Here is a 23006-nt window from a genome sequence, read left to right on the forward strand (position 1 = left end):
ATGGCCTCGTGTTCGATGTGCGATCGAAAATCCCTGCTGATGTATCCGGTCCGGTACGCAGTGGCATGTCCGCGTGGCGCCGCTAAAGCGCCCGCACTTGGTGGAAACTTCAAGATTGACGGACGTGCGCCGCAATCGGTCGGAGCCGCGAAATATACGCTGCGCGCCATACGACCAGGATATCTGTATACATGGGACGAAAAGCGCAACCGTTTGAAAGCCTATCTGATATTTCCCGACGGTTTGATGTGGAGCTTTACGCCGGGATCGGCGCCGCCCCCGCAAGACGCGGAATGGGCTGGCAAACAGTGCACCGATTACAAATGGATGGCCCTGGGCCGTTGCGTCGACATCGAGCATACGCCTGGTGTCGATGAAGCGACGAATCTCTGGATTGGCTGGTCGAACGTCCAGTGGACGAAGACCCTGGTCGGCAATGTAACTAAAGAGGACTGGCGCAAGAAGCACATGCAATGCATCAACATTCCAAAGATGATGGGTGGTGGTGCTGCCGACACGGGAGAATTCTTCGCAAATCATGAGCAGATTGCTCATTTCAAGATGAGCAAGGATGAGATGAAGGCGGCGTTCGAATTCAGCAATACGCCACCAAAATATGAAATCGACCAGCATGGTGATGTCCCGCGCATTAGTGACGCGATGGCGCAATCGCCAAACAGGAAAGGTTTCATCGTTGCGGTTAACGATCCAGTGGGGTTGACCAACGATCTCGCCGAGCTGACCGTACCCAATCTCAACAACGGTTTCAACGAAGGAATCTATTGGAAATGGATGTCCGCGCAACTACTCGGACGAGCCGAACAGGGAATTCGTGCGCGTGCGCGGGAATCCGTACGCGTTGACTATGCCGTTACGAAAGATATTCAGGTGGCCAACGAAAACCCGATGGGTGGCGAAGGAGTCGCGGATATTGGTCTGCTATGGAGGGTGGTCAAAGGTACCTTCCAGTCTGGCAGTGTGACCAAGGCCATGCAGGACGAAGACCAGCGGGAGAACGACGTACCAGGCACGCAGAAAGCCGCCGAAGACGCGGCATGGGAAGACGCTTCGACGACGGTCGGTGCGGATGGCAAACGTGTCAGCGTCATTAACCAGAAGGCATTGGAGGGTTTTCCGAAAGAGTACCAAAGCGCTCTGGATGCGTTCAAACCCAGCTGGCAACCGCTTGTGCAGGCGCATGCGGGCTGGCTGAATTCCAAATTACTCGCTGACTGGATGGCCGGCGTGCACGATGACGCAGATATGCGCAGCGGCTTTGCATATAGCGAATCTTGCGCACAATCTATCGGAGCAGCGGCAGGAACAGACCAATGTACGAAGGTGTTAAACGACTGGCTGAATCAAGGCACCCTATCGGATACGCGCAACATTTATGCGCGTGCGCTGATGTTTAACCAGCAGGATCTGATGAGTGCAGCGGCTTCCCAAGTGCATGGGTCGGACATCCAATATGAAAATTTCATTCAGATCTACAAAAAAGCATTCCAGCGGTTGCCGAAGAACGGCCAGGCAGACAAGCTTTTTGACCGCCTCGTGCTCACTACCGGCAATGTGATCGTTGAGACTTTGACCAAGGCGGCTCGAGGCGTCGCGTGGGGAGTGGTAACTATCCGACTTGCCCTGCATTCTGGCGAAACGATCAAACAGTCCAAGGTCAGCAAGCTTGCGTTGAGAGATTGGATGCTCCAGAACGCAAAAGACCTGGGAGTGGACCTCGATGGCACCCGGACTGAGAGGCGAGAGAACGCCACGCAGGTTGCCAAACAAACCTTGAAAACCACTCCGGTATCCGATCCGGATGTTGTGGTGTACGAATTGGACACTGATGCATTGCAGCGTACCGGTAAGCTGGAAGGAACGGTTAAAGGTATTAAACTGCCTGGCGCAGCAACTACACGAGAGTGGCTCGGATCGTCCGCACCAGCTGCATTTCATCAGGGCGTTGCCACCGCTATCTTCCAGATGGTAGCGCTTGTCTTCGCGACGAAGGACCTCTCAGGCAGCGATCGGTTCAACAAAGACGAAAACGAGCGGAAGCTTGCTGCATGCATCGTCTCAATTGTGGGAAATATCATCGAAACGGCGGCCGAAACTGTCGCGAAAGCCGAGACACATCCACTTTCGGCATATATTCTCAAGCAATGGGCCAATGCAGAGCGCTACTCGGAGATTGGCAAATACGGCGGCCGGGCGATCGGTTCAATCGCCGGCCTTGTGCTCGCAGGCTACGATCTTTTCAAAAATGCACCTGAAGCGTTTCACGCTCAGGAATATGGCTTGTCCGCTCTCTACGTAGCAAGTGGAATTCTGGGCGCCTATGTCGCGGTCGCAGCGTTCTTCGGCACGATTCCGTTCTTCTGGCCAGTGTTGGTAGCTTCAATCCTGATCGGAATTGCAATCGCCCTATACAAGGGAGCGGAACTGAAAGCATGGATTTCGCGGTGCAAATTTAGCAAAAGCGAGTACCACACGCTCAACGAGGAGCTAGATGCGTATAACTCGGCCGCAGGAGGTTAGGCATGGATGAGCGCTTGATGAAGAAATGTATCGGCCAACCGGTGCCGGAGTGGGACATGATGCATCGGTTGCCGATAGATCGGCCAGTTGGCCCCGACATGTGGGATACGGGCACGATCTTCAGGATGAACTCGACGTACATGGACGTGACAGAACCATCGTTTCTGGAAAAGCAGTGGTTTATCACAGGCGTAGTGCTGGCGTTCGTATTTATGGGGATTGGCCCATACATCTATAACTTCACGCACAGCGGCCCACCCGCTCCCGCCTTCTGGTTGTTTGTTTTTGATTGCCTTGCACTTGCTGCAGTCGTGCTTTTCGGCACCATTGTTTGGAGAATGGGCCGCGGGTTCTTCTTTGGCCTGCGGCGCAGGCCTATCCGCTTCCACCGTAGCGAGCTTAAGCTGTACGCAATCCGCTCGCGACGCTTCTTCATGAGGCGTGGCCAAGGCGATATTGTATGGGAGGCACCATGGGCAAAAGACTCGATTTTCTGCCTGCACAAGGAAGTAACACAGTTCAACACCGTGTATCACATCCGTCACTACGCGGTAGACGAGAACGGTAAGGTGACAAGGGTATTTTCGATAGGCCGCGAGTGGACGGGATCGCCCGAGGTGGAACTGGTGCTGGTGCAATGGAATTATTGGTGCAAGTACATGAACGGTGGCCCGAACGGTCTGCCGAAACCCATGCTGTTTCATACAGAACACGAGACGCCGCGCGAGTCGTTCCTTTTCGCGCTCTATGGGCTGGGCATGCGAGCGTCCCCGTTCTGGCGAATTATCACAATGCCACTTGTCCTGGTCTTCGCGGCGGGTCGTATCGTAGCCAATGCGAGCTGTCGTGACCCACAATGGCCGGAATCGATCGGGAAAGTAAGCGAGATTTCGCCGGACGATCCGTATGCAGAACCACGAGCGGGCACACCGGTTGGTTGGGCAGAAACGGTCCTGGCACAACAGCGCGGCGAGTATCCGAACGATCCGCAGGGTAAAGTCGATCACTGGGGCGGCGAACAGGATGGGGTGGTCAATGCGCGGCTATGGCTGACGGACCAACCTCCGAAAAATCTGTCCGGTGCCTGACGGGAATATTTCATGAAGGACGAAGCTGAACGTGGCGTAATTCGCTTGAACGACAAGACGACCCACGGCGGTCAAGTGACCACCGCGAGCGATGACTTCAAGGTTTTGGGAGTGCCTGTGGCTCTTGAAGGAGACAAGACCTGGTGCCCCAAATGTCAGGGTACATTCGCGATTACCCCGAGAGACAGTACCCGCATGCATCACGGCAAGGCGGTGGCCTATGACGGCGACCCCACGGAATGTGGTGCGAAGCTTATCTCCAGCGTGTCCTCATAAGGTTGGGGGTGTCAGAATTTCCGTGTTCAAGGCGAGTTGAGAATTACACGGATGATCTGAAGAAGCGATCCTGATAAAGAATAGCGAACTGGTTCATGGCGGTCTTCCAGTCGTGAGCGGCATGCCCCCAGTTGGCGGTGATATTACGCAAGGCCAGCCAGATAAGCTTCGTAGCCGCTTCATCGCTCGGGAAGTGGCCGCGGGTCTTGATGATCTTGCGTATCTCGGGCGGAAACGCAAAAAACGAGATCACGCGATCCCATGCACTGCGCCAGGCCATGCTGATCATCGGGAGTTTCTCGCCCCAGGGGCCGTCAGCAAACGTATTGAGCTCGGCTTCGGCGGCCTCTGCACTGGGTGCCGTGTAGATCGGGCGAATGGCGGCTGCCAGCGCCCGACGATCCTTCCAGCTCGAATAATCCAGGCTGTTGCGAATCAGATGGACGATGCAGGTCTGCAGCGTAGTCCTGGGGAATACGGCGGCCAGCGCTTCGGGCATGCCCTTGAGGCCGTCAGTGACGGCGATCAGGATGTCGTTGACACCGCGCGTCTTCAGATCGTTGAAGACCTTCATCCAGAATTTGGCACCTTCTGTACCTTCGATCCAGAGCCCGAGAATGTCGCGTGTGCCGTCCGGTAGCACGCCCAGCGCCAGATAGACTGCCTTGTTGCGCACGACGGCATCTTCGCGGATCTTCACGCGCAGTGCGTCGAAGAATACGACCGGGTACATCGGCTCGAGCGGTCGGGCTTGCCAGGCAGTTACCTCGGCCATGACCTCATCGGTCACGGAGCTGATGAAGTCGGGCGAAACCTCCGTACCGTACTGCTCCAGCAGAAAACCCTGAATCTCGCGCACGGTCATGCCCCGGGCGTACATGGCAACGATCTTGTCGTCGAAGCCCGTGAAGCGTCGCTCGTGTTTGGGAATCAGCAGTGGTTCGAAACTGCCGTCGCGGTCGCGCGGCACCTCGATCCGCATCGGACCGTCCTCGGTCAGCACCGTCTTGGCGCCACGACCATTACGCTGGTTGGTGACGGTGACCGGTTTGCTGGCGCCTGACGGATAACCGAGATGGTGATTCATCTCGCCGCCCAGCGCCCGCTCGATCAGCGCCTTCTTGAGGGCCATCGTGGCCGCATTGATGGCTTCGGCCGTCATCGGGCCGTTACCAAACTGTTCAAGCAGTTCAGCCGGAATCACCGGCAGATCTGCCGGTTTGGCTTTCGGTTTGCGAGGCATAGTCTCTCCTTGAGAGCATGTTATGCCTTAAACACGAAATTCCTGACAGGCCCAGCGAGTGGTACACACCGTACATGCCTCACTGATTCTCTTCTATGAGGTAGTGATCCGACGCCTGCCATGATATCGAGCGATACGCACCGCTTATAGCCCCGGTCTCTCGAAAGTGGTTAACAAGCTCTTGCGGGCTCCAATCGCGCCCCGCCGAGAAAAGAGCCTTCATTTCGATCAGGACTTGGATGAGCCGCAGCCGATCGGTTGCGTCTGCGATCTGACGCATCCAACGATCGTCGCTACGCACAAAACCCAGTGACTGTAGAACCTCGAAATGGTCAGGAATGTCCGTCCAGACGGCACAAGTGTTCCCGGCCACATCAAGAACAATCGTTTCATTCTGCGGCATCTTCATTGGTCGTACTTCTCCCGAGAACTCCTTCACTTCGATCAGTTCGAGCATTGCGTCAATGCTTGTGCCCCTAGAATGCTTCGGCTAAGCACCGCGCGCAGATAGCTGTGAACAAGCCAAGAGCGTCTAACATTGCATCTTCCTTTTCAAATCTGAAAAGTCGCACCGAATTTCTGACACTACTGACTCGTTGGAGCATGATGAGATCTACATTGGTCGCGAAACCACTGTACTCAAGCTCCTCGTAGACCAATATGACGGGATGTATAGATATGGAATGGTCAGCAACGCGACCGCGAATAACGTCCAAGGCGTTTCGCGTCACCAACTCTGCTGGTTGAGAACCGTGCTTATCGCACATCGCTTGAGGCATCTTATTTCACGTGTGCAGAAACGCCAGCAACCACATTCAGAGCTCGACACCACTCCGCTTCAGGAAGTCTTGCATCTCATGCGGACACACCCCCGTTGCCACATCCAGAAGCGCATCTACATATTGTCGATCTTCCAGGCGACACACCGATGCTGCAATTTCGATTTTCGATCCCAGCACCTGATGAAGAAACGCTTCATCAAACCAGAATTCATTCTCGTGCTTCGTTGATGAAACAGTAATCACCCTGATCAGACGAGCATCCGGTAACGTATCCCCCCTCTGAATTGCACCAGCGATTCGTGGCGAGGTTGGTCTTCCGAATACCATCCCGTGGATATCGCACTTAATGATCGGTCCACGAGGTTCTACACCCTTGGCGACAACTGACGTGTCGAACGCCTGCTCTTTCGACGTCGGCGCAAATGGCTGCTCGCCAGAGCGTACCAGCAACTCATCGAGGCAATTCGGGCAAACGAAGACCAACTGGCGCTCAAGTACGGCGAACGCGTGCCGGTCCGTAATATGAGCAATCTTGTCGACATAAGTCGCAGAAGCAGCATGCTCCCCTAGTTCGCCCCGGGTCATCCAGGCCACCGAACTACGCTTTGGCCGGTCGAACGACACCTTGACCAGTTCACCGGGCGCAAATTGTCCTCTTGTATTGATACAAGCCACAATTCGTTTTGATGCCATCGTGGGAGGGCGAGTACCGTGCCGCGAACACAACGTTGAAGACATCATTTATTCATACCTCGATTGCGGCTCAGCTCACTTTGCACGCGGACCGACACCGGCATTGTTAAGGAAATCCCATGCAGCGCGTCCACCGGACGGCGCCTCTACGCCCCCTGCGTTGAGTACGTCCATCACGTGTGTCATACAACTGTTGCTCATGACGTTATAGGCGCCGTTCGATTCTTGTCTGTCACCGGCCCTAACCTTATCGCGCTGGAATGTTTGGGCTGCACCAACATCCGGCACGTCGAACGTCGCGCTATTCGCGGGCTCGCCCGCGTCGGCGCTATTTACGCGCGCAATCCATGTTGTATCGCCCGTATTTTGCTGCTCAGTATGCATGTTCCCCGTACCGGCCATTGTCTTAACGGTGTAATGGCCAGTGCGTCCACCGATATTGTTGTACCAGTATATGGTGCATTTACCCTTGGCAAGCCCAAGCGGATCGATGTACCCGATCGGATTCGGTGCGTACTGGTACAGATTGGCACCGCCCCATAATCCAATCGGATCCTGGCTAACAAATCGCCCGTGCTGAGGATCGTAGTACCGGAAGCGGTTGTAATGAAGCCCCGTTTCCTCATCAAACTGCTGCCCCTGGAAACGTAGCGGATTGCACGGCGTGATTCCGGCTACCTTGGACACACGCGCAATTACCTCCCCGGCCTCTCCCCAAGCTCTGTATGTAGCATCCCACACCACTTCGCCCGCTTCGTCCGTCATCGACAGCGGCGTGCCGGTTGGGTCGCAGTGGTAATGGAACAGACGAGCAGACGTTGATCGCTGCGGAATCCTTTGTAAAGGATCGTCTTCCGGCATATAGCGATCCGTCTCGCCGGCCACCGGCGTCGGAATTCCCTCCACTGCAGCAGTTACGAACTGTGCGAGCGGAACAAATGAGCCAACCTCATAGATGTAATGCGCACTGCTACTCGCGTTGGTTTCGTAGGCCAGCCGGTCGCCGTCCCATCCGAATACCGTGCGCTCGCCGTTCACCTCTTTGGCAATACGGCGACCGAGCGCATCGTAGTAATACCGTGCTTCGAATCGCCGCTCCGGCCTAGACACACGAGCAACGCGCAGGCGGTGGAACGCATCCCACTCGTAGTGCTGTTCCCCGTGCGACGACCGCGAATGAGACAGATTTCCGCTCGCGTCGTACTCGAAACGTGTGCCAGCGTATTGTGTGAGCAGATTGCCAAGCGCCCTCGGTACGTCTAAGGGTAGCGTGCTCTCCGGGCGCCTTGCATCTAAGATGTTACTTGCCGGATCGAACGCAAACCGCTCACGACCGAGTGGTCCATTCGTTTCGATCAATCGCCCAATCACATCGTATCGATGGGCGATCAACCCTTTGCTACTGTCTTCGATCTCGATTGCTTGTCCCGCGGCGTCATAACGATAGTTGCGAGCAAGGAACGGCGCCGGTGCCTTTTCCCGCTGAACCGTACGTCGGGTCAACCAGCCTGACTGATCGTATGTGGTGCGCTCCCTTATGCGACTGGGGAGCGTGCGTAATGTTTCGCGGTATAGATCGTCACGTTCGAACTGCACCCGCTCTTCGCCATCGAGCAGCATGCCATGCACGTGTCCGGAGCCATACGTGAGCCAGTCAATCGTGTGGCCATCCGGGCGAATGGTCTTAATGCGGTTGCCAAGCTCGTCATATTCGTGGTGCCAGACGTAGCTCCGCGATTCACCGAACAAGCTGTACGCATGATGCTCGCGTACCAGATTGCCAACCGGATCGAAAAAGCGCTGCAACCGGCTGTAACGATTCTGGGCTTCGATCCAGCGCCCTCCAGCGTCATAGCTGAAGCGTTCTGTCTCGTCGCCCGCCACACGACCCGTCGGACGGCCGCCACAGTCATATTCCACCGTAACCGACTGTCCGGCTTCGTCGATCGATTGCAGCCGACCGTCCGACCCGCCATATGTGTAGCGTGTTGTTCGTCCGTCGAAGCCACTCTCCTGAATCAGCTTACCCAGCGAATCGTATTGGAAACTGTACGTTGCTGAATTGGCGTCGACCAGCGTTACCATCCGGCCGAGTTGGTCGTAGCGGTATGAGGTTGTTTGCCCAAGCGCATCGACGCGTCTTCCAATACGGCCTGCCGCGTTGTAGTCGAAGCGGGTCGTCCGGTTCAGCGAATCGATATGACTGAGCAGGCGGCCTTCAGCATCGTAGGCAATTCGCTCGAGCCCTGCGGGCGTTCTCACTTCAATCGGACGTCCGTTCGTGCCGTAACTGAATACGGTCGAGCCACCTGCCGGGTCTCCGCTTTTGAGTAGTCGACCGTCACTGTCGTATGCCCACGTTGTTGTCTTGCCTGAGCAATCGGTCTGTGCGATCACCTGGCCGGCGTCATCGTATGCTATCGCCGAGGTGCCTCCTTTCGCATCCTTGATCTTGGTGACAAGCCCCTGGTCGTTGTAGCTGTATTCGGTCTTGCGGCCAAGCGGATCGATACGGGTAGTGATGTTGCCCGCAGAATCGTATTCCAGCTTCCACACATAGCCATGCGGATCCGTCATGCTGACCATCTGATCCTTACCGTCATACGCCATTTCGACAACGCTGCCATCACGACGCGCGTGCCGGATCAGATTGCTGCGTGCGTCGTACGTCATCCGTTCGCTGCTGCCGTCCGGATACGTGTGCTGTATCAGATTGTGGTTCGCATCGCGATACATCCACTCCTCTCGACCACCTGGATGCACGATGCGGAAGGTATAGCCGTGAAGGTCGTAGTAGTGTTTTGTAACGTTGCCCAATCCATCCGTCAGGCTGACGAGCCGGAAATCCGGGTGCCATGCAAGACGTATCTCGTCGCTGCCGTCGTCCGCGTACTCGTGGATGCACTTTGCCTTCGGCCCAGTTCCATTCCACTCGAGGTTCATCGCACGACCGGTCCGGTCCGTGTAGCGCGTGATCAAGTGGTGTCGATATGCGTACTCGCGACGGTTGCCGTAGCGATCGGTGGCAACCACCAAGTCGCCGTCGGAACCGTACGTATAGCGCGCCAACGTCGCCACGCGCTTGCCTTCCCCGTCGTGATGGACCGCCTCGACGATGCGGCCACGGCCGTCGTGTGTGAAAGCCACGATCGCGTGCGGCGTGATGAGCCGGTGTAGATGATGCTGCTGATCGTAGTCCAGCGTCACCTGGTTGCCGGCGCGGTCCTTCACAAACGCGAGACGGAATGCAGAACCCCGCTTCTCGTAGGCCTCAAGCAGTTCGGGACCACGCGTGAGAGTAAGCCATTGCTCGTCGAGTCGCAGCAGCGTGAGTCCTTCGCCTTGATCGTCGTGTGCGTCACCGGCCGCGAGCAGCGGATATTCCACGCTTCTGCCAGTACCATCGTGATAAACCAGCTTGGCTGCGTGTATGTCGATACGTGTGGTGTAGGGGGTAATCCAGCGTGCCCCCAGTTCGCCGCTTTCGTCGTTCGCATCGAAGAATGAGCGATAAGTCCGCGTCCAGTTGATCGGCATTGCCCCGGGCAATACGAAATCGTGATGGTTCAGCCGTTCGTCACCCAGCGCAAAGCCAACCGAATGACCCGACGCGCCGGCCGGCGAAGGCACTGGGCAGCGGGTCTTGCAGTCATTAGCACCCGGATGCTCCGCCTCCGCGGTATGCCGAACCGTTTCCTTACGCCCTTCACCTTCTTCCCGATGCACCTTCGTCGTACCGTGCGCCTTAACACCAGACCCATGCAAACGCATGTGCTCCAAAGCAGCATGTTTCTTGTCAAGCACAGTCTGAAAGAAGTTAATCAGAAAGCCGATCTTCCCAAAATCCGCTCCACCCATCTCGAGGATGCGTTGCTTCACCACCGGCACCATCTTGCGCAACGTGTCAGCCATCTCACGCAACAGCTTCTGATAAGGCAGATCCAGCTTCTTCGCAACCGCCGTACCAAGATTGACCGCCTCCTTCACCTCGACCTTCCAGAAGTCGACGATGAAGTTGCCGATACCATTGATGGTCTTGCGCGCATCGTGTGAAGCAAACCCCGCAGCAGCCTGGTCCGCATGCTTTCCGGCTGCACTGAGATTGCCCTCAACGCTAAGTGCCTTGTCGCCCGCCACCTCGGCAAACAGATCGGCAAAACCCAACATGAATTTCTCGATGTACTCGGCACAGTGCTTGAGCATTGTGTCGAGTCCCTTCTTCATGCCGTCCACGAAGCTCTGGATCTTCCCCGCAAACTGTTCACTCAAGCTATCGATGACCGCCTGCATCACCGCACCCTCGATCACTTGCCAGGATGCTTCTGCAACCGTCTTGCCCGCTTTGACGAGTTCCTCGCGGATCATTTTCATGACCGGACGTCCGCCCATGCGGAACTCCGCCATGTCGGGCGGCATCGGGATAATGCCGATCAGATCCAGCGTGAGATTCATCCAGTCGAACAGATCGGGATTGTGCCCCTGCTGGTGGTGCTCGATCATGTCCTTGATATCGAGCACGAGGTCGACCGCCGACATGATGTTCGCCACCACCGGCAACGCGTTGGCCACCATCTTGAGCCGCTCGATGGTGATGAAGCCATCACTGATGCCACGCAGCCAACCGTCGCAGGCTTTGATGCCCGCGCCGACATCAATCTTTCCGATTCCCGCCAGTGGACCAACGAATATCTCCGTCGGCTTAGGAAGCAAAACACCCGAAGATTCAGCCATAGCAGTTCTTTTCTAGAAGAATGAGAATTCGCCCGAGCGAGAGAGCGAAGATCAGAGAGAAGTCAGCGCAGGAACGGCACCCCGTGCAGCTTGCGCAAGCGAACCGATCTGCTTCGCAGCGGCACCGAGCTGGCTCGCCTGCGACAGCGCCGCACTAGCGCCCGCAGGCAACACATGCCCCAAAGCACCTTGCGCGAGCCCCATTGCCTGACCGCTCAATGCCTGCCCCAGCCCGGCAGCACCTTGCGTCGCCTGACCCGCAACGCCAGCCAGCTTTGACGCAGACGACAGCGCGCTGCCCAAGCCACCGCCGGCCCCAACGGCTCCTGCCATACCCGCCAGTTTCGATGCCCCCGACAGCGCACCTGCCAGGCCACCGCCCGCGCCACCCGCACCGGCCGCCCCCGCAGCAGAAGGCAACAACCCACCCAGTTGCGACAAGGCAGATGCCTGCGCCGACCCACCTGGCTGCGCCGGTTGCGCAGGCCACGGCGTGTTCTTGAATACGCTCGACTGATCGTATTGATTGCGCGGGTCTTCACCGAACTGCACCTGCACCGCACCCACGGGCAAACCGCTCACCACCGTATGTCCGTTAGCATCGAGCGCGCCTTTGCGGAGCACGCTGCCATTCGCATCGAGCACGGAAAACGGTGCGCCCTTAAAAGGCTCGCCATTCGCATACTTGTGCAGCAGTTCGAGCTGCCCCGGCTGATCAGATCGCGGTGACGGTAACGGGTATCCCATACTCGCCGGTCCGCTAAATGCATGCTGCGCCCCCTTCACATCGACCTTCCCAGGCGTATGGATCTCGATGTTGCCGCCCGCAATCCGGATGTATCCGCCACCACTCGTCAGCAGGATGCCCTGATCGGCGGCGATCGTGATTTTCTCGGTCGCGGACTGCAGGATCATGCTTTTCTGCGCGGTCAGTTCGACGTTATCCGACTGCGCCTGGATCTGGATTTTCCCCTTCGCTGCGAAGAACTTCATGCCGGCGTTCTGCACGAACAGGCTGAGTTTCTGGCCAATGCTCGCGATCAATGACTTGCCTGTCGCGATGTGCACGCTCTGGCCGCTCACCAGGTTGATGTGCTCAAGGCTCGCAACGTGCGCCGATTTCTGCGTCGACAGCGCGATGCCGGCGGGCGCTGCGAACAGCATCACCGGTTCCTTGAACGCATTCGCGTTGCCCGTGCCACCGCCGGCCGTATTGCCGCCATTGCTCGTGGCACCCGTCGCGCTGTACTGCGTCGCATCGGTGAAGCTCTTCAATGCGTCGTGCCCTTCCTTCAGGCTTTCGGCCTGCGAGGCTTCGCTCGCCTGCGACGATGCCTCGAGCACGCCCTCCGAACCGACAAGCTGGTTGCTGGCTGCACGCGCATCGAGCTGCTGGCTGGCAATAGGATGCGTCGACACATACAGCCCCTGGCCCGCACGCAATGCACCGTACGCTTCCGAACTCAGGTCGAACCCGCTGCCAAGAAAATTGCCTCGTGTGTTGCCGGTCTGGTCGATCAGATAGCCGAGGTGGAGCTGCGCATTCGTATTGCTGCTGTAGAGCTGTACCCGGTTCTGGCCAGTTGCGTCATCCATCACCATCTGGTTGAAGCCGGCGCCCGAGAACTCCTTTGACCGGTACCCCGAGAGCAGCGAATTCGAATGCCACTGTGGTTTCGCGGCGCCGTTGTAGACACGGTGCAGCGCGATCGGCCGGTCGATGTCGTCACCGACGTGGCCAATCAGCAGTTCTTCACCCGCGCGCGGCATGTGTACGCCGCCATAGCCACTGCCGGTATCGGACTGCGCGACACGCACCCAGCACGAAGCGCGCTCATCGCCTTGATTGACCCGGTCCCAGATGAATAGCACCTTGATCCGGTTCAGATCATCGGTATAAGCCTCCTGGCCCTTCGGTCCAGCGACGATCGCCGTTTCCAGCTTCGCTTTGGGCTTGTGATGCTCGAACGGGCTGCGGTAGGGCACGGTGGTGCGCTGCGCCTCGACGGATACCCGGTAGTAGCCGGTGGAACCATCCGCATGCGGAACGCTGAACAGTTTGCCAGGACCGTCGCTGCGGGCCTGTGCCACCTCGCCGCGCAGACTGTGCGGGAAGCTCGCTTCGTGTCCGGAGAGCGGCAGATTGTTTTCGATGATCCATTCGACTTCGATACTCGCGAATTCGCGCTGGCTGTCGGCGTCCTCATCGTGAACGGGGTGACCCGTTATCGTGAAGCGTCGACCTGCATCGATTGCGCGCACGCCGCCTGCGCCATGAAAGCGCTTGGCCTGCGACTCCCATTCCTCCATGCGGATCTTCGACAGATGATCCCCGCGCGCCTGCTCCGGATAGGTGTAGCCACCGGTGTATTCGTAGACTTCTGCCTGTGCGGGCAGGGTGCCTTGATTGCCCATCGTCGGTACCGAGGTTGCTTTCGGATTGACCGGCGTGGATGGATTCTTGTAGTCGAACGTTCGGGTCGACAGCGTCGCGGATTGCAGCGTGCGTGAGCCCGACCACTGAGTAAGCGCATTCGCCTCGCTGTCCGTACCCGCGCGATAGAAGTCGAGCGTCTCAGGCGTGAGCGGTTCGAGTGTTTCAAGACGGTCGGTGATCGTCAGGGTGTGTGATTTGCCGTCGGCGGCCTGTTGCCACACGCCGTAGAGCCCTTCGGTCTCGAGGAGGCGATGAACGAAATTCCAGTCGGTCTCATCCTGCCGGCTGTACGAGCGCGCTGGCAGCGGCTTCGACAGCGCGAAGCGGAACATCCCCTGGGCCTGCGGGTGCTGGTTGAATACGTCCGAGATGATCTGGTCGGCGGGCTCATCCTGCCAGTGCCGCTGGTCGCGACGGAACTTCAGGAAATGCATCCATGACGAAAATGCCAGTTGATAAGTCGTCAGCGTGCCGTCGCTCCCCAGCCGGCGTGCCATATGCACGTAGCCGTGATGGGGGAGATACGAGCTGTCCGTCTGCTGTATCCAGAGGGTGACCGGCTGGGCGATCAGGGTCTTGAGCTGGACGTCGCCCGACTTCGACACGCAATCGAGCGTAAAGAGAAAATCGCGGCCAATACGCGAGCGCCCGGTCACCCGGTGCGGCAGCAATACGTTATTGCCCGCGGGAGTATCCAGCTTCAGAAGACGGTCTTGCTGCGACAGTCCCCCCGTTATCGCCCCAATAATATTCTGCGCACCCATGTTTTTCTCGGTCTGATTATTCGTTCACCTCGCGCGATTCTACGTATGACGATTATGCAAACGCAATCGGAAAATCATCATAAATTGCAAGATTCTGAAAACGACCGGTTCAGCCTGTATTTCTGGAATTTAAAATTTCAAAATCATTACGGAGTCTCCGGATGTAAAAAAACCCAGAAAACAGGGTATTTGTACCGGTTATCTTAAGTTCAGTAACGATGACCTGGCTTTCAGACCGCGCTATATCGTCGAAGCGATCATGTGTCCGGTTGGGAGCCGTTTCCCATCCGCACGGCGAGCATTATTTGTTTGCTCATAACGACCCGGAGAGGTTCATCCCAATCGCCGTTTCAAACTGAAGCAACGCTTCTCTTACTCACCCCGTATATAAGCCTTCAACCCCGCCACAATCGCCGCAAACGTCACCGCACAACGCGCACTCTCGCGCAGGTCCTCATGCATGGCGATCCAGGTATCCATGGCGTACGAAAACGCGTCCGGTAGTACCCGGACAAGCGACTTGTTACGCGCCGCCAATCCCGACTGACATCCCCCAATGCCAACGCCCGCGTGAATGGCGGCCAGTTGCGCCAGGTCGCTATCGGTGCGAAACCCCAGTGCAGCACGCGTGAACATCGGATATTGATCCTCGAACTGACGGGTGAAAGCGGTCCCGCGGTCGTAACCGACGATGGCGTGACGATGCAGTTCATCCAGCGATGTCGGCGTGCCGTGCGCGGCCAGATAGCGTTCGTGAGCAAACAAACCGAGTTCGATATTCCCAACGCGCGTCGCCACTAGCGCATCCTGGGTCGGCCTGAATCCGCGCACTGCGATGTCCGCCTCGCGATGCAGTAAGTCGTCGGCCTTGTTCGACAGCACGAGTTCGATAGTCAGCTCCGGGTGCTCGTCGCGCAATGCCGCGACGATCGGCGGAAGCACCTCGACGCCGATCACCTCGCTGGCCGTCACACGCACGCTACCGCGAACCCCGCTCCCGTAACTGCTGGCCACCCGCAGCAGTGCCGCCGACGTCGCCGCCACGCCGGCCGCATAAGGCTTCAGTTCGAGCGCGGCATCGGTGGGCGCGAAGCCGTCGAACGAACGTGTGAAGAGCTTGAGCGACAGGGCTTCTTCAAGGCTGTCGATGTGGCGGCCGACAGTCGGTTGGGTCAGCCCCATGAACCGCCCGGCCGCCGACAGTGAACCCGTTTCCATGACGCTCAGAAAAGTGCGGTACCACTCCCAGTTAGGCTCGCGTTTCATGATGGTATGCATTTTTCTATAGAGACAATGCGATTCTAGGCAATTTTCGTTTGACGGTCTATTTGGCAATCTACGGTCTCCAGCAACGCAATCCACCGAAACGCACGGAGCCCGACATGAACCTCGCCACCCTCGCCGACCCGGCATCCCGGCAACACGACTGCCCTGCAGGTGTATTGGCAATCAAGGCTGGCGAGGTCGTCGTCGACACCGCGATCTCCGCGCTCGAAGCCTGGCTGCAGGCGCCGGTTCGGCCGATTCTCGACGGGTACCTCGGTGCGGTTCTCTCGCGCGTCTCGTTGGTTTCCGCTGCGACCTTTCGCCGTCGCTCGTTCTGAATTCTTATCCCCTGGAGAATCGTCATGTCTAAAGTCGCTCTGTTCGGTGCCGCAGGCGCCATCGGTCAAAGCATCGCCACCGCTCTCAGCAGCAAGGGGCGCCCCTATCGCGTCGTCGGTCGTACTGAAGCAAGCTTGCGCGACACCTTCGGCACCGATCCGCTCGCGGAAATCGTCACGTGGAACCCGGACTCGCCCGCCTCCGTCATCGCCGCGGCCGAAGGCATCGAAACGCTGATCTATCTGGTAGGCGTGAACTACTGGCAGTTCGAACTGCATCCCGAACTGATGCGCAAGACGATCGACGGCGCGGTCGCCGCCGGCGTCAAGAACATCATCCTGATCGGTACCGTGTACCCGTACGGCATGGCGAACGCGAGTCGGGTGCGAGAAGATCATCCGCGTGAGCCGCACACCTTCAAGGGGCGTATGCGCAAGGCGCAAGAGGACTTGCTGATGCAGGCGCACAACGACGGCCGCATCAATGCAACGGTGTTGCGCCTGCCGGACTTCTACGGCCCGGGCGTGACAGCGAGTCTGCTCCACGGCGCGGCGCACGCCGCGGTGAACGGCGGCACCGCCGATATGATCGGACCGCTCGACCGTCCCCACGAATTCGTCTTCGTACCGGACGTGGGGCCGGTGGTGGCGCGGCTGGTCGATACGCCCGCCGCATTCGGGAAGATCTGGCACTTCGCCGGCGCGGGTGTGACGACACAGCGCGAGATCGTGTCGGAGATGGAGCGTCAGACGGGCAGGCAGCTCAAGTTGCGGGTAGCCGGCAAGACGATGTTGCGTTTGATCGGGCTGTTCAAACCGCTGATCCGCGAGATGGTCGAGATGAATTACCTGATGACCAATCCGCTCATCATGGACGACTCAGCGCTGCAGAAGCTGCTCGGGCCGATCCATAAAACGTCGTATGTGGAAGGTATCCGGCAGACGCTCATTGCTGAGTCGAGCAGCCGTGCGCTGGTTGCCGCAGCGTGAGAATCGCCTTGAACAACGTCACTTTCCAGCACGGCCGCGCGGTTCAAACAGGTTAGCCAGGTAGCGGCGCGGTGTCGGCGGAACCACCGGCAAGCGGATCTCACGATGCCGATCCGCGCGCCTGCATTCCGGGCTCAGCCGCACCGCACTGTACGTCTCCCCTTGCAAATCCTATCGCGCTAGTCATAAAATAACTAGATATTAATCGACTAGGCATTTTTATGGTCCGTCATTCCCCGTTGGCCCTCGCCGTCCTGGCGATGCTCTCCGAATCCCCCATGCACCCGTACCGGATGCTGCAGCTGATCAAGGCGCGCGGCAAGGATGAGGTCATCAACGTCGGTCAGCGCAACAGCCTGTACCAGACCATCGATCGCCTCCTGCGCAACGATCTGATCGCGGTGCACGAAATCGAGCGCGATGGCGCCTTCCCTGAGCGCACCGTCTACGCCATCACCGACGCCGGCCGCGATACAGGACGGCTCTGGCTGCGCGAGCAACTCGCTCAACCGGCGCGTGAATTCCCGGCGTTTCCTGCCGCGTTGTCGTTCTTGCCGTTGCTGGCGCCCGACGACGTATGCCGGCAACTCGGGATCCGCGTCGGCGCGCTGGAGCGTGAACTGGAGCGTCTCGATGCTGGGACGGCAGAGGCGCAAGCCATCGATGTCCCGCGTCTCTTCCTGCTCGAAAGCGAGCTGATTCGTGCGCAACTCGTCGCCGAACTCGACTGGGTGCGCGGTGTCGTCGCGGATCTGCAAAGTGGTGTGATCACGTGGAGCGCCGCGTGGCTCGAAGAAATCGCGCAGCGCTTCACGCTCGCCGCCGATTCCACGACGTATCAGCCGAACAAACCCGCAAAATCCACGAAACCTGCGACAAAAAAAGGAAGCAGGAAATGAACAGCAATCCGTTGAGCGTCATCGTCATCGGCGCCGGTACCGGCGGTCTGTGTCTCGCGCACGGCTTGCGGCAGGCCGGCATCGATGTTGCCGTGTACGAGCGCGACCGCACGCGCAGCGACGGTCTGCAAGGCTATCGGGTTGGCATTGACGCGCATGGCATCGCGTCGCTGAAGGCATGTCTGCCGCCCGATCTGTTCGCGACGTTCGTCGCGACCTGTGCACGTACTCCGGGTCATTTCAACATCCTCACGGAGCACATGACGGAGTTGCTGTCCGTCACGCTCGCCGACGAATCGATGAGCGGCGGCAAGTCGGTCAGCCGCATGACGTTGCGACAGGTACTGTTGAGCGGGCTCGAAGACTGTGTGCATTTCGACAAGACGTTCACCGCTTATGAGCAGAACGCGGACGGCAGCGTGACCGCCCATTTCGCTGACGGCACACACGCCACTGCGGACCTGCTGGTCGGCGCGGATGGCGCGCGCTCCAAGGTGCGGCGTCAGTTGCTGCCTGATGCGAAGCTGGAGAACACCGGCATCGTCAGCATCGCCGCGAAGGTGCCGATGACCGAGGCTGCGCGTGCGCTGCTGTCGTCGAAGGTGCTCGATGGCATCACGCTCGTCAATGCGCCGAAGGGCTTCGGCGCGATCATCCATGTGATGGAGTTTCCGTGGCGCGACGATGGGCTTAAGGAAGGCATCGGCAGCAGCGATGCTGAACTGCTCGCGCGCTGGCCAGGTCTGCTCTTCGACAACAGCCGCGACCATCTGATCTGGGGCGTGTGGGGTGCACTGCGCAATCTGCCGGCCAATCCGATGACACTCGGCCAACCCGCGCTGCTCGCGCTCGCCACACAGATCACCGACGGCTGGCATCCGAACCTGCGCGCGCTGATCCGCGCATCGGACCCATCCACTGCGTTCGCCGTCGACGTCCGCACCTCCGTGCCGGTCGACGCATGGCCGACCACTAACGTCACGGTGCTCGGCGATGCGATTCATCTGATGACGCCGGGCAGGGGCGTCGGCGCGAACACCGCGCTGCGCGATGCAGCGCTGCTCACCGCACGACTCGCCGATGCGCATCGCGGCACGATGTCCGGTCACGATGCCGTGGCGGGTTACGAGGCGCAGATGCTTCGCTACGGCTTCGATGAAGTCGCGGCATCGCGCAAGCGGTTCGACGAACACGATCCGATTCATCGACCGGTGGTTGGGCGCATCGCGCTGGGTGCGATGCGCACGGGCTTGCGCGTAGTCAACAACGTTCCGTTGTTGAAGCGCCGGATGATCGACGCGGAAAACCAGTTTCGCGGCAGCGACAGCGATAGCAGTAATGGCACCGACCGCGCCGCGCAGACGCAGTAACCGAGGCGTGCGATCTACTTCGGCGACACGTCGATGCTGCCAAAGTACTTCTGCCCAAGCGTCTTCACCGTGCCGTCACTCTGAATCTTCACGATCGCCGCATTCAAGCGGTCGCGCAGCGCGCTATCGCCCTTGCGGATACCGAACGCCACACCGCCACCGAGAATCCGGTCGTCGCGCACCGGCTGCCCAACGAACCCGAAGTTCTTGCCATCCGGTCGCGACAGAAACCCCGTCTGTCCGGCCGGCGCCAGCACGAGCGTCGCATCGAGACGCCCCGCCACGAGGTCGGTATAGACCTGGTTCTGATCCTGATACGCGACGATATTCACGCCCGCGTTTTCCCAATGCGCTTTCGCGAACGTCTCCTGAATCGACGCCTGCAGCACACCCACACGCTTGCCCTTTAACGACTCGGGCGTCGGCAGCAGACCGCTGCCGCTGCGCGCAATCAACTGGGTCGGCACACGGTAGATGATGTTCGTGAAGTCGATCGCCTGACGACGTTGTTCGGTCGCGTTCATCGCTGAATTGATCGCGTCGAACTTACGACCCTGCAGCGCGGGAATCAATCCGTCGAACGAGGTCTCGACCCACTTGCAGGTGAGATGCGCGTTTGCGCAGACCGCGTTGCCGATGTCGATATCGAAGCCCTGCAGATCGCCGTTGGCCGCTTTCGATTCGAACGGCGGGTACTGCGCTTCGAGGCCAAAGCGCAACGTCGATACATCGGCCGCAAACGCTGACACTGTCGCTGCGGATACTGCCGCGACCGCACACGCCGCCACCAGCAGGCTTCTGACTATCTTCATGACCGATCCCCTTACCCTGTGATTTCAACTCATCGAAGCCGTCGGCTTCGTATCCCTCAGATCGAACACAAACGGCGCGCGCCTTCGATCAGCGTCGCATCGTCCTTCGAAAAACTCAGCCGTATCAGCCCCGAATCGGTGCCGTCCGTATAGAACGCGGAAAGCGGAATCGTCGCCACCTGCGCGTCGCGAATCAGGCGCAGCACGAAGTCACTGTCGCGTTCGTCGGAGAAGCCGCGAAAGCGCGCGAGCATGAAGAAGCTGCCTTCGCTCGGCAATAGTTCGAAGCGCGATTCGCGCAGCGCATGCGCGAGCAGATCGCGCTTCTTCTGATAGAACGCCGCAAGGCCGAGATAGCTTTGCGGTTGCGCGAGCGCCTCGACGAACGCGTATTGCATCGGCGTATCGGCGGAGAACACCATGAACTGGTGCACCTTGCGAATCTCGTTCATCAACGCCGCGGGTGCCAGGCAATAGCCGATGCGCCAACCTGTCACGTGATACGACTTGCCAAACGACGACACGATCACGCTGCGCTCCGCCAGCTCGCGATAGCACGCCATGCTTTGATGTTGCGCGCCGTCGAATACGACGTGCTCGTAGACCTCGTCGGCGAGGATCACGATATCGGTGTTGCGCGTCAGCGCTTTCAGGCGCTCGACGTCCGCTGCATCGAATACGGTCGCGGTCGGGTTGTGCGGGGTGTTGATGATGATCATCCGCGTTTTCGGCGTGATCTTCGCGGCGACTTCGTCCCAGTCCACCCGGAAATCATCCAGCGACAGTTTGATCGCGACCGGCGTTGCGCCCTGCAACCGTACGATCGGTGCATAGCTGTCGAACGAAGGTTCGAAGTAGATCACTTCGTCGCCGGGATGCACGAGTGCGCTGATGGTCGAATACAGCCCTTCGCTCGCGCTCGCGATCACCGTGACTTCGTCGGCGGGGTCGTAGCGCGTGCCGTATAGCATCTCCATCTTCTGCGCGAGTGCTTCGCGCAACGTGTCGATGCCGGCCATCGGCGCGTACTGGTTGTGTCCGTCGCGCATCGCGCGCGCCACACCGTCGATCAACTTCGGGTCCGGCGCAAAGTTCGGCGCGCCCTGGGAGAGATTTAGTGCATCGTGTTCGGCCGCGAGCTGACCGATTACGGTGAAGATCGTCGTGCCGACGTCGGGCAGTTTCGAGCGGGCCTGCATCGCGCTCTGCATGAGTAGTCCTCCAACTGGCGGGTCTGCGGGCCACCATGTACATGGCGGTCCCGTCCGGTCTGGCGATTAGGCATCAACCGGCGGGCGCTCACAATCGAAAGTTTGTCATGCGCGGCATGCGTTTATGTCATGCGACGGCTGCGGTAACGGCGCGAGCGTCCACACCAAACAGCCTACTCGTCCATCAACCGGACCTTGACCTTCTTACCCTTCACCTTGCCCGCATTGAGCTTGCGCAGCGCATCCTGCACGATGCTGCGCTCGACGGCCACGTAGGTCGAGAACTCGGTCACGTTGATCTTGCCGACCTGCGCACCGCTGAAACCCAGATCGCCAGTCAGTGCGCCGAGCACGTCGCCGGGACGGATCTTTTCCTTGCGGCCACCGAGAATCTGCAGCGTTTCCATCGGCGGCAGCAGCGGCTCGCGGCTCGTCGCTTTCAGCTCGGCGAGCGGATGCCATTCCACTTCGCGCCCCTGCGCCTGCTCGAGACTACCGACGCGTCCCATCTCGTTCATGCTCGCGAGACTGAGCGCCCAACCTTCCTGATCCGCCCGGCCCGTGCGGCCGATCCGATGCGTATGCACCTCCGGGTCCGGCGTCACGTCGACGTTGATCACGGCTTCGAGTTGCGCGATGTCGAGGCCGCGCGCGGCGACATCGGTGGCAACGAGTACCGAGCAGCTGCGATTCGCGAAACGGATCAGCACCTGGTCGCGCTCGCGCTGATCGAGTTCGCCATGCAGCGCGAGCGCATGAAAGCCCTGCGCACGCAGCACGTCGAGCAGATCGCGGCATTGCTGCTTGGTGTTGCAGAACGCGAGCGTGCTGACCGGCCGGTAGTGTTCGAGCAGTTGCCCGACAGCGTGCAACCGCTCGTTCTCCGTCACCTCGTAGAACCGCTGACGGATCTTCGTGTTGTCATGCCGCTCTTCGAGCGTCACCTGCTTCGGGTTGCGCAGGAACTGCTGGCTCAGCTTCGCGATGCCGTCGGGATAGGTCGCCGAGAACAGCAACGTCTGCCGCTCTTTGGGACATTGCCGCGCAACGGTCGCGATGTCATCGAAGAAGCCCATGTCGAGCATGCGGTCCGCTTCGTCGAGCACCAGCGTATTCAGCGACGGCAACGCGAGGCTGCCGCGTTCGAGGTGATCCATGATCCGCCCCGGCGTACCGACGACGATATGCGCGCCATGCTCGAGACTCGCCGTTTGCGGGCGCATCGGCGTGCCGCCGCACAGCGTCAGCACCTTGATGTTCTCTTCGGCGCGCGCAAGACGGCGGATTTCCTGCGTGACCTGGTCGGCCAGTTCGCGGGTCGGGCACAGCACCATCGACTGGACGGCGAAGTTGCGCGTATCGAGCCGTGCAAGCAATGCGAGCGCGAACGCGGCTGTCTTGCCGCTGCCGGTCTTCGCCTGGGCGATCAGGTCGTGACCCGCCAGCGCGATCGGCAGGCTTGCTGCCTGAATCGGTGTCATCTCCACATAGCCGAGACGGGTGAGGTTCTCGAGCGTGGCGGGCGGCAGCGCGAGCTGGCTGAAGGGGGCGGGGGTGGGTTTGTTCAT

16 protein-coding genes are annotated in these 23006 nt (G+C 59.2%); 7 read left to right on the forward strand and 9 right to left on the reverse strand.

Annotated elements, in window-relative coordinates; genetic code table 11:
• The 3 genes from BWP39_RS16305 to BWP39_RS16315 are packed head-to-tail and all read left to right on the forward strand — an operon-like array spanning position 1 to position 3902.
• A complete protein-coding gene (locus tag BWP39_RS16305) occupies positions 1–2538 on the forward strand; it encodes a T6SS effector BTH_I2691 family protein (RefSeq protein ID WP_096721807.1) in 2538 nt (845 codons plus the stop codon).
• Between the two features lie 2 nt (positions 2539–2540).
• Positions 2541–3626, forward strand: coding sequence for a DUF6708 domain-containing protein (locus BWP39_RS16310; RefSeq protein ID WP_096721809.1), 1086 nt, complete (start codon positions 2541–2543; stop codon positions 3624–3626).
• A 12-nt stretch (positions 3627–3638) separates the two neighbouring features.
• A complete protein-coding gene (locus BWP39_RS16315; protein ID WP_096721811.1) occupies positions 3639–3902 on the forward strand; it encodes a PAAR domain-containing protein in 264 nt (87 codons plus the stop codon).
• A 43-nt stretch (positions 3903–3945) separates the two neighbouring features.
• On the opposite strand, the gene BWP39_RS16320 is transcribed toward BWP39_RS16315, so the two are convergent.
• The 6 genes from BWP39_RS16320 to BWP39_RS16350 all read right to left on the reverse strand — a co-directional run bounded on the left by BWP39_RS16320 (position 3946) and on the right by BWP39_RS16350 (position 15830).
• Complete coding sequence (locus BWP39_RS16320) at positions 3946–5145, reverse strand: IS256 family transposase (RefSeq protein WP_096721813.1); 1200 nt, start codon at positions 5143–5145, stop codon at positions 3946–3948.
• Positions 5146–5224: 79 nt separating this feature from the next.
• Positions 5225–5602 (reverse strand): hypothetical protein, encoded by a 378-nt coding sequence (locus tag BWP39_RS16325; protein ID WP_207556850.1) that lies wholly within the window; start codon positions 5600–5602, stop codon positions 5225–5227.
• Between the two features lie 358 nt (positions 5603–5960).
• Positions 5961–6620, reverse strand: coding sequence for a hypothetical protein (locus BWP39_RS16335; protein ID WP_133116886.1), 660 nt, complete (start codon positions 6618–6620; stop codon positions 5961–5963).
• A 75-nt stretch (positions 6621–6695) separates the two neighbouring features.
• Positions 6696–11351: an RHS repeat-associated core domain-containing protein gene (locus BWP39_RS16340; protein ID WP_096721819.1), complete on the reverse strand. Its 4656-nt coding sequence runs from the start codon at positions 11349–11351 to the stop codon at positions 6696–6698.
• A gap of 51 nt (positions 11352–11402) precedes the next feature.
• Positions 11403–14552 (reverse strand): type VI secretion system Vgr family protein, encoded by a 3150-nt coding sequence (locus BWP39_RS16345; RefSeq protein WP_096721821.1) that lies wholly within the window; start codon positions 14550–14552, stop codon positions 11403–11405.
• 372 nt (positions 14553–14924) lie between these two features.
• On the reverse strand, positions 14925–15830 hold the full coding sequence (locus BWP39_RS16350) for a LysR family transcriptional regulator (protein ID WP_407944793.1): 906 nt from the start codon (positions 15828–15830) through the stop codon (positions 14925–14927).
• A gap of 104 nt (positions 15831–15934) precedes the next feature.
• Between BWP39_RS16350 and BWP39_RS16355 the strand changes: the two genes are divergently transcribed.
• The 4 genes from BWP39_RS16355 to BWP39_RS16370 all read left to right on the forward strand — a co-directional run bounded on the left by BWP39_RS16355 (position 15935) and on the right by BWP39_RS16370 (position 19415).
• A complete protein-coding gene (locus BWP39_RS16355) occupies positions 15935–16156 on the forward strand; it encodes a hypothetical protein (protein WP_133116887.1) in 222 nt (73 codons plus the stop codon).
• Positions 16157–16180: 24 nt separating this feature from the next.
• Positions 16181–17146: an NAD-dependent epimerase/dehydratase family protein gene (locus BWP39_RS16360; RefSeq protein WP_096721825.1), complete on the forward strand. Its 966-nt coding sequence runs from the start codon at positions 16181–16183 to the stop codon at positions 17144–17146.
• 221 nt (positions 17147–17367) lie between these two features.
• Positions 17368–18045: a PadR family transcriptional regulator gene (locus BWP39_RS16365; protein ID WP_096721827.1), complete on the forward strand. Its 678-nt coding sequence runs from the start codon at positions 17368–17370 to the stop codon at positions 18043–18045.
• Positions 18042–19415 carry an FAD-dependent oxidoreductase gene (locus BWP39_RS16370; protein WP_096721830.1) on the forward strand — a complete coding sequence of 458 codons (1374 nt, stop codon included), beginning with the start codon at positions 18042–18044 and terminating at the stop codon, positions 19413–19415. The genes BWP39_RS16365 and BWP39_RS16370 overlap by 4 nt, the downstream gene beginning before the upstream one ends.
• Positions 19416–19429: 14 nt before the next feature.
• Here BWP39_RS16370 and BWP39_RS16375 read toward each other — a convergent pair whose 3' ends face one another.
• The 3 genes from BWP39_RS16375 to dbpA form a co-directional block, all read right to left on the reverse strand.
• Entirely contained in the window at positions 19430–20227 is a 798-nt protein-coding gene (locus BWP39_RS16375; RefSeq protein ID WP_096721832.1) for an ABC transporter substrate-binding protein, read from the reverse strand.
• 56 nt (positions 20228–20283) lie between these two features.
• Positions 20284–21438 (reverse strand): pyridoxal phosphate-dependent aminotransferase, encoded by a 1155-nt coding sequence (locus BWP39_RS16380; RefSeq protein WP_096721834.1) that lies wholly within the window; start codon positions 21436–21438, stop codon positions 20284–20286.
• 173 nt (positions 21439–21611) lie between these two features.
• Positions 21612–23006 carry an ATP-dependent RNA helicase DbpA gene (gene dbpA / locus BWP39_RS16385; RefSeq protein ID WP_096721836.1) on the reverse strand — a complete coding sequence of 465 codons (1395 nt, stop codon included), beginning with the start codon at positions 23004–23006 and terminating at the stop codon, positions 21612–21614.

The sequence above is a fragment of the Paraburkholderia acidicola genome (assembly GCF_002362315.1).
GTDB lineage: Bacteria > Pseudomonadota > Gammaproteobacteria > Burkholderiales > Burkholderiaceae > Paraburkholderia > Paraburkholderia acidicola.

Coding starts and splice junctions, on each gene's coding strand:
- BWP39_RS16305 (WP_096721807.1), top strand. CDS start 1: ATGGCCTCGTGTTCGATGTGCGATCGAAAATCCCTGCTGATGTATCCG.
- BWP39_RS16310 (WP_096721809.1), top strand. CDS start 2,541: ATGGATGAGCGCTTGATGAAGAAATGTATCGGCCAACCGGTGCCGGAG.
- BWP39_RS16315 (WP_096721811.1), top strand. CDS start 3,639: ATGAAGGACGAAGCTGAACGTGGCGTAATTCGCTTGAACGACAAGACG.
- BWP39_RS16320 (WP_096721813.1), bottom strand. CDS start 5,145: ATGCCTCGCAAACCGAAAGCCAAACCGGCAGATCTGCCGGTGATTCCG.
- BWP39_RS16325 (WP_207556850.1), bottom strand. CDS start 5,602: ATGCTCGAACTGATCGAAGTGAAGGAGTTCTCGGGAGAAGTACGACCA.
- BWP39_RS16335 (WP_133116886.1), bottom strand. CDS start 6,620: ATGGCATCAAAACGAATTGTGGCTTGTATCAATACAAGAGGACAATTT.
- BWP39_RS16340 (WP_096721819.1), bottom strand. CDS start 11,351: ATGGCTGAATCTTCGGGTGTTTTGCTTCCTAAGCCGACGGAGATATTC.
- BWP39_RS16345 (WP_096721821.1), bottom strand. CDS start 14,552: ATGGGTGCGCAGAATATTATTGGGGCGATAACGGGGGGACTGTCGCAG.
- BWP39_RS16350 (WP_407944793.1), bottom strand. CDS start 15,830: ATGCATACCATCATGAAACGCGAGCCTAACTGGGAGTGGTACCGCACT.
- BWP39_RS16355 (WP_133116887.1), top strand. CDS start 15,935: ATGAACCTCGCCACCCTCGCCGACCCGGCATCCCGGCAACACGACTGC.
- BWP39_RS16360 (WP_096721825.1), top strand. CDS start 16,181: ATGTCTAAAGTCGCTCTGTTCGGTGCCGCAGGCGCCATCGGTCAAAGC.
- BWP39_RS16365 (WP_096721827.1), top strand. CDS start 17,368: ATGGTCCGTCATTCCCCGTTGGCCCTCGCCGTCCTGGCGATGCTCTCC.
- BWP39_RS16370 (WP_096721830.1), top strand. CDS start 18,042: ATGAACAGCAATCCGTTGAGCGTCATCGTCATCGGCGCCGGTACCGGC.
- BWP39_RS16375 (WP_096721832.1), bottom strand. CDS start 20,227: ATGAAGATAGTCAGAAGCCTGCTGGTGGCGGCGTGTGCGGTCGCGGCA.
- BWP39_RS16380 (WP_096721834.1), bottom strand. CDS start 21,438: ATGCAGAGCGCGATGCAGGCCCGCTCGAAACTGCCCGACGTCGGCACG.
- dbpA (WP_096721836.1), bottom strand. CDS start 23,006: ATGAACAAACCCACCCCCGCCCCCTTCAGCCAGCTCGCGCTGCCGCCC.